Below are 13,883 nucleotides of genomic sequence, written 5' to 3' on the forward strand. Positions count from 1 at the left end.
GCGAAGGGCACCTGGTTCGGTTGAGTCAAGCGCGCAGTATACCCGAGCGTCCAGGGCTGAGGCTCGCTATAATCGGCCGCTTTTGATCAGCGAACGACGGGGAGAGGCGATGCGCGAGCGACTTTTGGCGGCGGAGAAGGTGACCGGCATCCAGTGGCGTAATGGCACCTTGCATCTGCTCGACCAGCGCCTGCTGCCTGTCCGTGAGCATTGGTTGGCCTGCACCGACGTGACGGCGGTGGTCGACGCGATCCGCCAGATGGCGGTGCGCGGTGCGCCGGCCATCGGTATCAGCGCCGCCTACGGCCTAGTGCTTGCCCTGCGCCAGCGTCTGGCCGAAGGGGAGGACTGGGAGCACGCGCTGGAGGAAGACTTCCTTGCGCTTGCCGAAGCCCGGCCTACGGCGGCCAACCTGTTCTGGTCGCTCAACCGCATGCGCGAGCGCCTGCAGCGTCTGCGTGCCGACGAAGACGTGCTGGCGGTCATGGAGGCCGAAGCGGTGGCAATCCATGAAAGCGACCGCGAAGCCAACCTGACCATGGCCCAGCACGGCCTGGAGCTGATTCGCCGCCAGCAGGGCAACGCGCAGACCATCCTTACCTACGGCAACGCCGGTGCCCTGGCCAGTGGCGGCTTCGGCACTGCGCTGGGGGTGATCCGCGCGGCCTACCTCGAGGGCATGGTGGAGCGGGTCTACGCTGGCGAAACCCGGCCCTGGCTGCACGGCTCGCGCATCACCGCCTGGGAGCTGGCCCACGAAGGCATCCCGGCGACCCTGTGCGCGGATTCGGCGATGGCCCACCTGATGAAGACCAAGGGCATCACCTGGGTGGTGGTGGGCGCTGACTGCATCGCCGCCAATGGCGATGTGGCTGGCAAGATCGGGACTTACCAATTGGCGGTCGCGGCCATGCACCATGGCGTGCGCTTCATGGTGGTGGCGCCGAGCACCACCATCGACCTGAACCTTGCCACCGGCGAGGACATTCCCCTTGAGGAGCGCGAGGCCGACGAGCTGCTGGATGTGGCGGGTAACCGTGTGGCAGCCGAGGTGGAGGTGTTCAATCCGGTATTCGATGTGACGCCAGCGGACCTGGTCGATGTGATCGTGACCGAGCGAGGCGTGGTAGAGCGGCCTGATACCGCCAAGATTGCCCAGTTGATTTGTCGCAAGCGTTTGCACTGATCGCTCAGGATTTTACGATGGCCTCATCGTGGGGCAGGAAAAACGGCGTTTTTACAGGCGCAGCGGCAACCTGCCATATCTCCCACGCCCCACGCCTTTGTGATACCATCCGGCAGTTTCCAGGGCCGCTCGTTGAAGCGGCCTTCATTGCGCAGATCCATGGCTCAACTCATTGATTTGTCGTAAGTCGTCGCACCCCTTTGCGTGCGGCGGCGAGCTTCGTTCGTCCTACGAGGGAAACGACGAAGTTTCACCAGAAAAAGGAATCAGGCTTCTCATGGGCGAACTGGCCAAAGAAATCCTCCCGGTCAATATCGAAGACGAACTGAGACAGTCTTACCTCGACTACGCGATGAGCGTGATTGTCGGGCGTGCGCTGCCCGATGCGCGTGACGGCTTGAAGCCCGTGCATCGCCGCGTTCTCTACGCGATGAGCGAACTGGGCAACGACTGGAACAAGCCGTACAAGAAGTCCGCGCGTGTGGTCGGTGACGTCATCGGTAAGTACCACCCCCACGGCGACACTGCGGTCTACGACACCATCGTGCGTATGGCCCAGCCCTTCTCGCTGCGTTATCTGCTGGTCGATGGCCAGGGTAACTTCGGTTCGGTCGACGGCGACAACGCCGCAGCCATGCGATACACCGAAGTGCGCATGGCCAAGCTGGCCCACGAGCTGCTGGCCGACCTGCACAAGGAAACCGTCGACTGGGTGCCCAACTATGACGGCACCGAGCAAATCCCGGCGGTCATGCCGACCAAGATCCCCAACCTGCTGGTCAATGGTTCCAGCGGTATCGCCGTGGGCATGGCAACCAACATCCCGCCGCACAACCTGGGCGAGGTCATCGACGGCTGCCTGGCGCTGATCGACAATCCCGAGGTGTCGATCGATGAACTGATGCAGTTCATCCCCGGTCCCGACTTCCCCACTGCCGGCCTGATCAATGGCCGCCAGGGCATCATCGAGGCCTACCGCACCGGCCGTGGCCGCATCTACATGCGCGCCCGCTCCGAGATCGAGGACATCGACAAGGACAAGACCGGCGGTCGCCAGCAGATCGTCGTCACCGAGCTGCCGTACCAGCTGAACAAGGCGCGGTTGATCGAAAAAATCGCCGAGCTGGTCAAAGAGAAGAAGATCGAAGGCATCACTGAGCTGCGCGATGAGTCCGACAAGGACGGCATGCGCATCGTCATCGAGCTGCGTCGCGGCGAGGTGCCGGAGGTGGTGCTCAACAATCTCTATTCGCAGACCCAGCTGCAGAGCGTGTTCGGCATCAACATGGTCGCGCTGATCGACGGCCGTCCGCGTCTGCTCAACCTCAAGGACCTGCTCGAGGCGTTCGTCCGTCACCGTCGTGAAGTGGTGACCCGCCGTACCGTGTTCGAGCTGCGCAAGGCGCGCGAGCGTGGCCACATTCTTGAAGGCCAGGCGGTTGCGCTGTCCAACATCGACCCGGTGATCGCCCTGATCAAGGCCTCGCCGACCCCTTCCGAGGCGAAGGAAGCCCTGATCAGCACGGCCTGGGAGTCCAGCGCCGTGCAGGTCATGGTCGAGCGTGCCGGTGCCGACTCCTGCCGTCCGGAAGACCTGCCGGAGCAGTATGGTCTGCGTGATGGTAAGTACTACCTCTCGCCGGAACAGGCCCAGGCCATCCTCGACCTGCGCCTGCACCGCCTGACCGGCCTTGAGCACGAGAAGCTGCTGGCCGAGTACCAGGAGATCCTCGAGCAGATCGGCGAGCTGATCCGCATCCTGAGCAGCGCAGAGCGCCTGATGGAAGTGATCCGCGAAGAACTCGAAGCGATCCGCGCCGAGTACGGCGATGCCCGTCGCACCGAAATCCTCAACGCCACCCATGACCTCAGCTACGGCGACATGATCCCGGAAGAAGAGCGCGTGGTGACCATTTCCCACGGTGGCTATGCCAAGACCCAGCCGCTGTCCGCCTATCAGGCCCAGCGCCGTGGCGGCAAAGGCAAGTCGGCCACTGGCGTGAAGGACGAGGACTACATCGAGCACCTGCTGGTCGCCAACAGCCACGCCACGCTGCTGCTGTTCTCCAGCAAGGGCAAGGTTTACTGGCTCAAGACCTACGAGATTCCCGAAGCGTCCCGCGCCGCCCGTGGCCGTCCGCTGGTCAACCTGCTGCCCTTGGAAGAAGGTGAGCGCATCACCGCCATGCTGCAGATCGACCTCGAAGCCCTTCAGCAGAACGCCGATGGCGACGAAGAACTGGAGGATGCCGACGACACCGTGCTCGAAGGGGAAGTGATCGAGGCTGAGGAAGTCGACGAAGAAGACGGTGACACCCCGGAATGGGTGGCAGAGCCGACCGGCGCGTACATCTTCATGGCGACCGCCTCCGGTACCGTTAAGAAGACCCCGCTGGCCCAGTTCGCCCGTCCGCGTTCCAGCGGTCTGATCGCCCTGAAGCTCAAGGAAGGTGACACCCTGATTGCCGCGGCCATCACCGACGGCGCCAAGGAAGTCATGATGTTCTCCGACGCCGGCAAGGTGATCCGCTTCGCCGAGAGCGTGGTGCGCGAAATGGGCCGTACCGCCCGTGGCGTTCGCGGCATGAAACTGGGCAAAGGGCAGCAGGTGATCTCCATGCTGATTCCTGAGTCCGGCGCGCAGATCCTCACGGCTTCCGAGCGTGGCTTCGGCAAGCGTACCCCGCTGTCCAAGTTCCCTCGTCGCGGCCGTGGCGGCCAGGGCGTCATCGCCATGGGTACCAAGGGGCGTAACGGTCTGTTGATCGGTGCGATCCAGGTACAGGAAGGCGAAGAGATCATGTTGATCTCTGACCAGGGCACCTTGGTGCGTACCCGTGTGGGTGAGGTCTCCAGCCTGGGCCGTAACACCCAGGGCGTGACCCTCATCAAGCTGGCGACCGACGAGACGCTGGTGGGGCTGGAGCGGATTCAGGAGCCGTCCGAAGATCCCGATGAGCTGATCGACGGGGACGAGGAGGGCGTCGAGGTCGATGCGCTGGACGCAGTCGACGACGACGGCGGTGCCGCCGAAGAGGCGCCACAGGAGTAACTCAGCGCAACACCCCCGAACGGGGCGACCATGGTCGCCCCGTTTGACTGATTACAGCAGGCAGCGTCCACAAGGACGGTGCTCTACCTGAGGGAGCGGGTAAGCGCTCCTGCAGGGTTCTCGGCAGTATCGAAGATTGTAGATTTGTACTTTTTGGCAGAGCGAGAGTGGATGTGAGCAAACGAGCCTTTAACTTCTGCGCAGGCCCTGCCGCGCTTCCTGACGCTGTCCTGCAGCGTGCCCAGGCCGAAATGCTGGATTGGCGTGGCAAGGGCTTGTCCGTGATGGAGATGAGCCATCGCAGCGACGACTACGTGGCTATCGCCGAAAAGGCCGAGCAGGACCTGCGCGACCTGCTTTCCGTCCCCTCCAACTACAAAGTCCTGTTCCTGCAGGGTGGTGCCAGCCAGCAGTTCGCCGAGATCCCGCTGAACCTGCTGCCTGAAAACGCCACGGCTGACTACATCGAGACTGGCATCTGGTCGAAGAAGGCCATCGAAGAGGCGCGCCGCTTTGGTCACGTCAACGTCGCCGCTAGCGCCAAGCCTTACGATTACTTGGCTATCCCAGGTCAGAACGAGTGGAACCTGACCAAGAACGCTGCCTATGTCCACTATGCGTCCAACGAGACCATTGGCGGCCTGCAGTTCGACTGGGTTCCGGAGACCGGTGACGTCCCTCTGGTGGTCGACATGTCGTCCGACATCCTGTCGCGCCCGATCGACGTCTCCCAGTACGGCCTGATCTATGCCGGTGCGCAGAAGAACATTGGCCCGAGCGGCCTGGTGGTGGTGATCGTGCGCGAAGACCTGCTCGGTCGCGCCCGTAGCCATTGCCCGACCATGCTCGACTACAAGGTCGCAGCTGACAACGGCTCGATGTACAACACCCCGGCCACCTATTCCTGGTACCTCTCGGGCCTGGTGTTCGAATGGCTCAAGGAGCAGGGCGGTGTCGAGGCCATGGAGCAGCGCAACCGCGCCAAGAAGGACCGCCTGTACGGTTTCATCGACGGTAGCGAGTTCTACACCAACCCGATCAGCCACAATGCCCGGTCGTGGATGAACGTGCCGTTCCGCCTGGCCGACGAGCGCCTGGATAAAGCCTTCCTGGCCGGCGCTGATGCCCGTGGCCTGCTCAATCTCAAGGGCCATCGTTCGGTCGGCGGCATGCGCGCCTCGATCTACAATGCCCTGGGTCTTGAGGCGGTCGATGCCTTGGTGGCCTACATGGCCGAATTCGAGAAGGAGCACGCTTGATGTCCGATCAGGAACTCAAGGCGCTGCGCGTACGCATCGACAGTCTCGACGAGAAAATCCTCGAGCTGATCAGCGAGCGTGCCCGTTGCGCCCAGGAAGTGGCCAAGGTCAAGACCGCCTCCCTGGCTGAAGGCGAGAAGCCGGTGTTCTACCGGCCCGAGCGCGAGGCTGCTGTGCTCAAGCGCGTCATGGAACGCAACAAGGGCCCGCTGGACAATGAAGAGATGGCGCGGTTGTTCCGCGAAATCATGTCTTCCTGCCTGGCCCTGGAAGAGCCTCTCAAGGTTGCTTACCTCGGCCCTGAAGGCACCTTCACCCAGGCCGCGGCCATGAAGCACTTCGGTCATGCCGTGGTCAGCCGCCCGATGGCTGCCATCGATGAAGTGTTCCGTGAAGTGGCGGCAGGTGCCGTCAACTTCGGCGTGGTGCCGGTGGAAAACTCCACCGAAGGCGCGGTGAGCCATACCCTGGATAGCTTCCTCGAGCATGACATGGTGATCTGCGGCGAAGTCGAGCTGCGCATCCACCATCACCTGCTGGTGGGCGAGAACACCAAGACCGACAGTATCACGCGCATCTATTCCCACGCTCAGTCCCTGGCCCAGTGCCGCAAGTGGCTGGACGCGCACTACCCGAATGTCGAGCGTGTGGCGGTGTCCAGCAACGCCGAGGCCGCCAAACGGGTCAAGGGCGAGTGGAATTCGGCGGCCATCGCCGGCGATATGGCGGCCAATCTGTACGGCCTGACCCGCCTGGCCGAGAAGATCGAGGACCGCCCGGATAACTCCACGCGCTTCCTCATGATCGGCAACCAGGAAGTGCCGCCGACCGGCGATGACAAGACCTCGATCATCGTCTCGATGAGCAACAAGCCAGGTGCCCTGCACGAGCTGCTGGTGCCTTTCCATGAAAACGGCATCGACCTGACCCGTATCGAGACCCGTCCGTCGCGCAGCGGCAAGTGGACCTACGTGTTCTTCATCGATTTCGTCGGCCATCACCGCGACCCGCTGATCAAGGCGGTGCTGGAGAAAATCAGCCAGGAGGCTGTGGCGCTCAAGGTGCTGGGGTCCTATCCGAAGGCGGTGCTTTGATCGAAAACCTTTGGTTTTCGCGCGGTACCTGTGGGAGCGGCCTCGTGTCGCGATGGGCTGCCCGGCAGCCCCCTGCGGTCTCACTGACTGGCATAGTTTCTAAACAGGGTTCGCACTCGTGGTAGATGCAGTTACAACCAAACCCGCGCCGATCATCGGCCGCCTGGTCGTCGTAGGCCTGGGCCTGATCGGCGGGTCATTCGCCAAGGGCTTGCGCGAAAGCGGCCTGTGCCGGGAAGTGGTCGGCGTCGATCTGGATGCCCAGTCGCGCAAGCTGGCCGTTTCGCTCGGCGTGGTCGATCGCTGCGAGCAAGACCTCGACGCGGCCTGCGTCGGCGCCGACGTGATCCAGTTGGCCGTGCCCATCCTGGCGATGGAAAAGGTCCTGGCCCATCTCGCGCGCCTGGACTTGGGCGATGCAGTGATCACCGATGTGGGCAGCGCCAAGGGCAATGTGGTGCGTGCCGCACGTGAGGCCTTTGCCGGGCGTCTGTCGCGTTTCGTCCCAGGCCACCCGATCGCAGGCTCCGAGCAGAGCGGCGTGGAGGCCTCCAATGCCGCGCTGTTCCGCCGCCACAAGGTCATCCTCACGCCGCTGCCGGAAACCGACCCGGCCGCCGCGGCCCTGATCGACCGCCTGTGGCGCGCGCTGGGTGCCGATGTGGAGCACATGCCGGTGGAACGCCATGACGAAGTCCTGGCCGCCACCAGCCACCTGCCGCACTTGCTGGCGTTCGGTCTGGTCGATTCCCTGGCCAAGCGCAATGAAAACCTGGAGATCTTCCGGTACGCTGCGGGAGGCTTCCGCGATTTCACGAGAATCGCCGGCAGTGACCCGATCATGTGGCACGACATCTTCCTCGCCAACCGCGAGGCTGTCCTGCGCACCCTGGATACATTTCGCAGCGATCTCGACGCCTTGCGCGACGCGGTCGATGCAGGGGACGGGCACCAGCTGCTGGGTGTATTCACCCGCGCCCGGGCTGCCCGCGAGCATTTCAGTAAAATCCTGGCCCGCCGGGCCTATGTGGACGCTATGAACGCCAACGATCTGATTTTCCTGGCCCAACCTGGTGGCCGCCTGTCCGGACGGATCCGCGTTCCGGGCGACAAATCGATTTCCCATCGCTCGATCATGCTTGGCTCGCTGGCCGAAGGTACCACCGAGGTCGAAGGTTTCCTCGAAGGCGAGGACGCCTTGGCGACCTTGCAGGCCTTCCGGGACATGGGTGTGGTCATCGAAGGCCCGCACCATGGTCGTGTGACCATCCATGGCGTCGGCTTGCACGGCCTCAAACCGCCACCTGGCCCGATCTACCTGGGTAACTCCGGTACCTCGATGCGCCTGCTGTCGGGCCTGCTGGCTGGCCAGCCGTTCGATGTCACCATGACCGGCGATGCCTCGCTGTCCAAGCGCCCAATGAACCGTGTGGCCAACCCGCTGCGCGAGATGGGTGCAGTGGTCGAGACCGGTCCTGAAGGCCGTCCGCCGCTGACCATCCGTGGCGGCCACAAGCTCAAGGCGCTCAACTACACGCTGCCGATGGCCAGTGCCCAGGTCAAATCCTGCCTGCTGCTGGCTGGCCTGTATGCTGAAGGCACCACTACCGTCACCGAGCCTGCGCCGACCCGCGACCATACCGAGCGCATGCTGCGCGGCTTTGGTTATGCGGTCGAGACCAACGGCCCGGTCGCTTCGCTCAAGTCGGGTGGCAAGCTCAGTGCAACCCGCATCGAGGTGCCAGCGGATATCTCCTCGGCGGCGTTCTTCTTGGTCGCGGCTTCCATTGCCGAGGGCTCGGAGCTGGTGCTCGAGCATGTCGGCATCAACCCGACCCGTACCGGCGTCATCGATATCCTGCGCCTGATGGGCGGCGACATTACCCTGGAAAACCAGCGTGAAGTTGGCGGTGAGCCGGTCGCGGACCTGCGCGTGCGCGGTGCCAAGCTCAAGGGTATCGAGATCCCCGAGCACCTCGTGCCGCTGGCCATCGACGAATTCCCGGTGCTGTTCGTGGCTGCCGCCTGCGCCGAAGGGCGTACCGTGCTGCGCGGCGCCGAGGAGCTGCGCGTGAAGGAATCCGATCGCATCCAGGTCATGGCTGACGGCCTGCTGACCCTGGGCGTGAAGTGCGAGCCAACCCCCGACGGCATCATCATCGATGGCGGCCAGATCGGCGGTGGCGAAGTGCACGGTCACGGTGACCACCGGATCGCCATGGCCTTCAGCGTTGCCTCGCTGCGTGCTAGCGCGCCGATCCGTATCCATGACTGCGCCAACGTAGCCACGTCCTTCCCGAACTTCCTGGCGCTGTGCGCCGAGGTTGGCATTCGGGTCGCAGAAGAGGGCAAATCGTGAGTTCGCAAGCGCCAGTCATCACCATCGATGGGCCAAGCGGTTCGGGCAAGGGCACGGTCGCGGGCATTCTGGCCCGCGAGCTGGGCTGGAAGCTGCTTGATTCCGGCGCCCTGTACCGCCTGCTGGCGTTCAATGCCGTCAACCACGGCGTCGACCTGACCAACGAAGAGTTGCTCAAGGCCTTAGCCGCCCATCTGGATGTGCAATTCGTCGCCGCGGAACCGGGTAAGCTGCAACAGATCATCCTCGAGGGTGAGGATGTCAGCAACGTGATCCGCACCGAAACCGTCGGCGCCGGCGCCTCGATGGTCGCTTCGCTGCCCGCGGTGCGCGAAGCGTTGCTGCAGCGTCAGCGCGCCTTCCGCGAAGCGCCTGGCCTGATCGCTGACGGTCGCGACATGGGCACCGTGGTCTTCCCGGACGCGCCCTTAAAAGTGTTCCTCACCGCCAGCGCGGAGGAGCGTGCACGGCGTCGCTATTTGCAGTTGAAGGGCAAGGGCGATGATGTTAGTCTGGCGAGTCTGCTAGATGAGATTCGTGCGCGCGATGAGCGCGACACCCAGCGCGCGGTGGCCCCGCTGAAACCAGCGGCCGATGCCATCCAACTGGACTCCACCGAGTTGTCCATCGAGCAGGTGTTGCAACGTATCAGGAGCGAGCTCGCCCAGCGCGATCTGCTCTGATAGCCAGGAGAACAGGCAGGGGCACCAGTCAACGTCCTGCCGGTTTTCCTTTATATGAACGAAACCCACATTGTCTGGAATGTGGCTATGGGCGTCTGTTTCGCCCGAATCTACAGGAATTAAAATGAGCGAAAGCTTTGCAGAACTCTTTGAAGAAAGCCTGAAAACCCTCAATCTGCAGCCGGGCGCGATCATCACCGGTATCGTTGTCGACATCGACGGCGACTGGGTTACCGTTCACGCTGGTCTGAAGTCCGAGGGCGTCATCCCGCTCGAGCAGTTCATCAACGAAGCTGGCGAGCTGACCATCAAGGTCGGTGACGAAGTTCACGTTGCGCTGGACGCGGTCGAAGACGGCTTTGGCGAAACCAAGCTGTCCCGTGAAAAAGCCAAGCGCGCCGAGTGCTGGATTGTTCTGGAAGCAGCTTTCGCCGCCGAAGAAGTGGTCAAGGGCGTTATCAACGGTAAGGTTAAGGGCGGCTTCACTGTCGACGTTAACGGCATCCGTGCGTTCCTGCCGGGCTCCTTGGTTGATGTCCGCCCAGTGCGCGACACCACCCACCTGGAAGGCAAAGAGCTGGAATTCAAGGTCATCAAGCTGGACCAGAAGCGCAACAACGTTGTCGTTTCCCGTCGCAGCGTGCTGGAAGCCGAGAACAGCGCCGAGCGCGAAGCCCTGCTGGAAACCCTGCAGGAAGGCCAACAGGTCAAGGGTATCGTCAAGAACCTCACCGACTACGGCGCCTTCGTGGATCTGGGCGGTATCGACGGCCTGCTGCACATCACCGACATGGCTTGGAAGCGCATCAAGCACCCGTCGGAAATCGTCAACGTTGGTGACGAAGTCGACGTTCGCGTCCTGAAGTTCGACCGTGAGCGCAACCGCGTTTCCCTGGGTCTGAAGCAAATGGGCGAAGATCCGTGGGTTGCCATCACCTCGCGCTACCCAGAAGGTACTCGCGTACAGGCTCGCGTTACCAACCTGACCGACTACGGCTGCTTCGCTGAGCTGGAAGAAGGCGTTGAAGGTCTGGTACACGTTTCCGAAATGGACTGGACCAACAAGAACATCCACCCGTCGAAAGTCGTTCAGGTTGGCGACGAAGTGGAAGTCATGGTTCTGGACATCGACGAAGAGCGTCGTCGTATCTCCCTGGGCATCAAGCAGTGCAAGTCCAACCCATGGGAAGACTTCTCCAGCCAGTTCAACAAAGGTGACAAGATCACCGGTACCATCAAGTCGATCACCGACTTCGGTATCTTCATTGGCCTGGACGGCGGCATCGACGGTCTGGTTCACCTGTCCGACATCTCCTGGAACGAGTCCGGCGAAGAAGCCGTACGTCGCTTCAAGAAGGGCGATGAGCTGGAAACCGTCATCCTGTCGGTTGACCCAGAGCGCGAGCGCATCTCCCTGGGTATCAAGCAACTGGAAGACGATCCGTTCTCCAACTTCGTTGCTCTGAACGACAAGGGTGCAATCGTCAAGGGTATCGTCAAGGAAGTTGACGCCAAAGGCGCCATCGTTACCTTGGCCGACGACATCGAAGCTACTCTGAAAGCTTCCGAAATCAGCCGTGACCGCGTTGAAGACGCGCGTAACGTCCTGAAGGAAGGCGAAGAGATCGAAGCCAAGATCATCAGCGTCGATCGCAAGTCCCGCGTTATCAGCCTGTCCATCAAGTCGAAGGACGACGCTGAAGAGCGCGAAGCTATCCAGAGCCTGAAAAACGCCGCTCCGGAAGCTGCTGCCGACACCACCATGGCTGCGCTGCTGCGCGAAGCGATGGCCAAGCAGAACTAAGTTCTGTTTGATCGGTAAAAAAGGGCGACTTCGGTCGCCCTTTTTTGTGCCTGTCTGAAAACAAGCAGATACCGCCCTCGCGTCGCGAGCCGCTTCTGTAGACGCTGACGAAGCCTGCAAAGCGGCGCCAGCTCCCCCTGAATCAATTCACTGCGCCTCGCCTGGTTATTCGGCCATTCCCTACTGCTCATCTCGCTTCCCAGTCTCCTGCAATCTTGAATTTTTTTATTAAGTCAAGATCCACCCTGTTCAAATCCGTCGGGGCGTGCTACAAACTGGTTAAGCAATGATCTAGCTGCTTGATAACGAAGGGAAAAATATGACGAAGTCGGAGCTGATCGAACGTATTGTCACCCATCAAGGGCTGCTCTCGTCCAAGGACGTGGAGTTGGCCATCAAGACCATGCTTGAACAGATGTCACAATGCCTAGCCACCGGTGATCGCATCGAAATCCGTGGTTTTGGCAGCTTTTCCTTGCACTACCGCTCACCACGGGTAGGGCGTAACCCCAAGACCGGCCAGTCGGTGAATCTTGAAGGCAAGTACGTACCGCACTTCAAGCCCGGCAAGGAACTGCGCGATCGCGTCAACGAAGAAGACCAGGTCCCGCACTGATAAAGGAACAGCCTGATGCGTAACCTCAAGCGTGCCTTGGCGGCACTCTTCGTGCTGCTGCTGGCGGCGGTGGTCCTGTTCTTCGTTCTGGAGAATCAGCAAGCCGTCTCCTTGGTCTTGTTCGGTTGGACTGCACCGGCAGTCCCTGTAGCGATACTGGTGATCGCCGCATTGGTCGTTGGCCTGGCTGTCGGCCCGCTGCTCGGCGCTTACGGCGTGCTGCGCAGCAAGCGCAAGATCCGTGCTTCTGCCCGCCAGGCGGCCCTGTCTGGCAACTGAGGATTTTTCCTTCCAGGGGCGGCGAATCCTGCCCTGTATCCTCCAGCTGAATGAATGAAGTAATAGCGCGCTTCAATTCAGACTTTGGAGGTTCAGCAGCATGCAATTCCCTACGCTTTCACACCACGGTGCTACCCGTGGTGTGACCGGCTCATGCCATCAACTTCACATCGACAGCGCGACCAGCCTGTTGATCGACTGCGGCCTCGAGCAGGGCGGTGATGCCGCTCTGAAAGGTGAGAGCGCTTCGCTCGGTTTCGCCATCGATGGCATCCAGGCGCTGATCGTTACCCATGTGCACCTGGACCACGTCGGGCGTATTCCCGCCTTGCTCGCCGCCGGCTACCGGGGCCCGATCATCTGCAGCGAGCCCTCTGCGCGCTTGTTACCCTTGGTGCTGGAAGATGCCTATAAGCTCAGCGTCACTGCGGAGCCTACCCAGGTCGAGCGATACCTGGAATTCCTCGAGAAATTGATAACCCCCGTACCCTTCGAACAATGGCACACCATCGTAGATCGAGAAGGACTCGTATGCCGCATCCGGCTGCAGCGCGCCGGGCATCTGCTAGGTTCTGCCTATGTCGAGTGCGATGTATGTAAAGCGGATCCGCCCAGCAGCACGCGTGTCGTATTTTCTGGAGACCTGGGTGCTGCGCATAATCCATTGCTCAAGCCCGTACAGCCACCAGAGCGGGCGGACGTGTTGGTGCTCGAAAGCACCTACGGCGATCGGCTGCACGCGGACCGCAGCGAGCGCCAGCAACGACTGGAAGCGGCCATCGATCGCGCGTTGTCCGATCACGGCACCCTCATGATCCCCGCCTTCAGCCTCGGGCGTACCCAAGAGTTGCTCTACGAGCTCGAAGACATCCTGCACCGCAAAGCCCTGCTCACGCCCCGCAGCGAGAACACCGGGAATGATCCCCTTGATTGGTCGCAACTCCCCATCATTCTCGATTCGCCCTTGGCTCAGCGCATTACCCGCGCGTACCAAGACCTGCATCAGTTCTGGAACGCCGAAGCCCGGCAACGTTTATATGAAGGCCGCAACCCCTTGAGCTTTGAACAACTGATATGCGTGGATACACACGCTAAACATCAGCAAGTGGTCAATTACCTTAAAAGTACGGGACGTCCCGCTATTGTGATCGCCGGTAATGGCATGTGCTCCGCCGGACGCATCGTCAATTACCTCAAGGCTATGGTGGGCGATCCCAGACATGAAGTGATGTTTGTCGGTTATCAGGCAAAAGGCACACCCGGTGCCGTCATCCAAGCGAGTCAGGGGGCAGAAGGTTTTGTGCAAATTGACCTAGACGGCAGAATGTATGAAGTGCGGGCGAAAGTGATGAGTTTGGAGGGTTATTCGGCCCATGCGGATCAGGCAGCATTGGTCGATTTTGCACGAGGGCAGGGGAGTGCCGCGAGGGAAGTGGTGCTCGTGCATGGCGAGGAGCGTGCTAAGCGAGCATTGGCTGGAGCGCTTCAGCGAGCGTACGAAGCGACGAATGAGGCCCTAACTGTCTCGATCCCGTGACCGTTTGGCGGTTC

The 13,883-nt window shown here is 61.6% G+C and carries 10 protein-coding genes; all 10 read left to right on the forward strand.

Going from position 1 to position 13,883, the window contains the following annotated elements:
* Nucleotides 1-109: 109 nt before the first annotated feature.
* Nucleotides 110-1,186 (forward strand): S-methyl-5-thioribose-1-phosphate isomerase, encoded by a 1,077-nt coding sequence (gene mtnA / locus HMPREF3173_RS11155; RefSeq protein ID WP_043206593.1) that lies wholly within the window; start codon nt 110-112, stop codon nt 1,184-1,186.
* 277 nt (nt 1,187-1,463) lie between these two features.
* A complete protein-coding gene (gyrA, locus tag HMPREF3173_RS11160; protein ID WP_070573127.1) occupies nt 1,464-4,238 on the forward strand; it encodes a DNA gyrase subunit A in 2,775 nt (924 codons plus the stop codon).
* Between the two features lie 173 nt (nt 4,239-4,411).
* Nucleotides 4,412-5,497 carry a 3-phosphoserine/phosphohydroxythreonine transaminase gene (gene serC, locus HMPREF3173_RS11165; RefSeq protein ID WP_168166382.1) on the forward strand — a complete coding sequence of 362 codons (1,086 nt, stop codon included), beginning with the start codon at nt 4,412-4,414 and terminating at the stop codon, nt 5,495-5,497.
* On the forward strand, nt 5,497-6,591 hold the full coding sequence (gene pheA / locus HMPREF3173_RS11170; protein ID WP_023379266.1) for a prephenate dehydratase: 1,095 nt from the start codon (nt 5,497-5,499) through the stop codon (nt 6,589-6,591). Before serC ends, pheA begins: the two co-directional genes overlap by 1 nt.
* A 118-nt stretch (nt 6,592-6,709) precedes the next feature.
* A complete protein-coding gene (locus tag HMPREF3173_RS11175) occupies nt 6,710-8,950 on the forward strand; it encodes a bifunctional prephenate dehydrogenase/3-phosphoshikimate 1-carboxyvinyltransferase (RefSeq protein WP_070573133.1) in 2,241 nt (746 codons plus the stop codon).
* A complete protein-coding gene (gene cmk / locus HMPREF3173_RS11180; protein ID WP_043206590.1) occupies nt 8,947-9,633 on the forward strand; it encodes a (d)CMP kinase in 687 nt (228 codons plus the stop codon). Before HMPREF3173_RS11175 ends, cmk begins: the two co-directional genes overlap by 4 nt.
* A 124-nt stretch (nt 9,634-9,757) precedes the next feature.
* Nucleotides 9,758-11,437, forward strand: coding sequence for a 30S ribosomal protein S1 (rpsA, locus tag HMPREF3173_RS11185; RefSeq protein WP_043206589.1), 1,680 nt, complete (start codon nt 9,758-9,760; stop codon nt 11,435-11,437).
* A 319-nt stretch (nt 11,438-11,756) separates the two neighbouring features.
* Complete coding sequence (gene ihfB / locus HMPREF3173_RS11190) at nt 11,757-12,053, forward strand: integration host factor subunit beta (protein WP_043206588.1); 297 nt, start codon at nt 11,757-11,759, stop codon at nt 12,051-12,053.
* 15 nt (nt 12,054-12,068) lie between these two features.
* On the forward strand, nt 12,069-12,332 hold the full coding sequence (locus HMPREF3173_RS11195; protein WP_043206587.1) for a LapA family protein: 264 nt from the start codon (nt 12,069-12,071) through the stop codon (nt 12,330-12,332).
* A gap of 100 nt (nt 12,333-12,432) precedes the next feature.
* Entirely contained in the window at nt 12,433-13,869 is a 1,437-nt protein-coding gene (locus HMPREF3173_RS11200) for an MBL fold metallo-hydrolase (protein WP_070573136.1), read from the forward strand.
* The last annotated feature ends 14 nt before the right edge of the window (nt 13,870-13,883 follow it).

Source organism: Pseudomonas sp. HMSC08G10 (genome assembly GCF_001808425.1).
In the GTDB taxonomy this organism is placed as follows: domain Bacteria; phylum Pseudomonadota; class Gammaproteobacteria; order Pseudomonadales; family Pseudomonadaceae; genus Aquipseudomonas; species Aquipseudomonas guariconensis.

Excerpts from the sequence above, each read along its gene's own strand:
- mtnA (WP_043206593.1), top strand. The coding sequence starts at position 110 with ATGCGCGAGCGACTTTTGGCGGCGGAGAAGGTGACCGGCATCCAGTGG.
- gyrA (WP_070573127.1), top strand. The coding sequence starts at position 1,464 with ATGGGCGAACTGGCCAAAGAAATCCTCCCGGTCAATATCGAAGACGAA.
- pheA (WP_023379266.1), top strand. The coding sequence starts at position 5,497 with ATGTCCGATCAGGAACTCAAGGCGCTGCGCGTACGCATCGACAGTCTC.
- rpsA (WP_043206589.1), top strand. The coding sequence starts at position 9,758 with ATGAGCGAAAGCTTTGCAGAACTCTTTGAAGAAAGCCTGAAAACCCTC.
- ihfB (WP_043206588.1), top strand. The coding sequence starts at position 11,757 with ATGACGAAGTCGGAGCTGATCGAACGTATTGTCACCCATCAAGGGCTG.
- HMPREF3173_RS11195 (WP_043206587.1), top strand. The coding sequence starts at position 12,069 with ATGCGTAACCTCAAGCGTGCCTTGGCGGCACTCTTCGTGCTGCTGCTG.
- HMPREF3173_RS11200 (WP_070573136.1), top strand. The coding sequence starts at position 12,433 with ATGCAATTCCCTACGCTTTCACACCACGGTGCTACCCGTGGTGTGACC.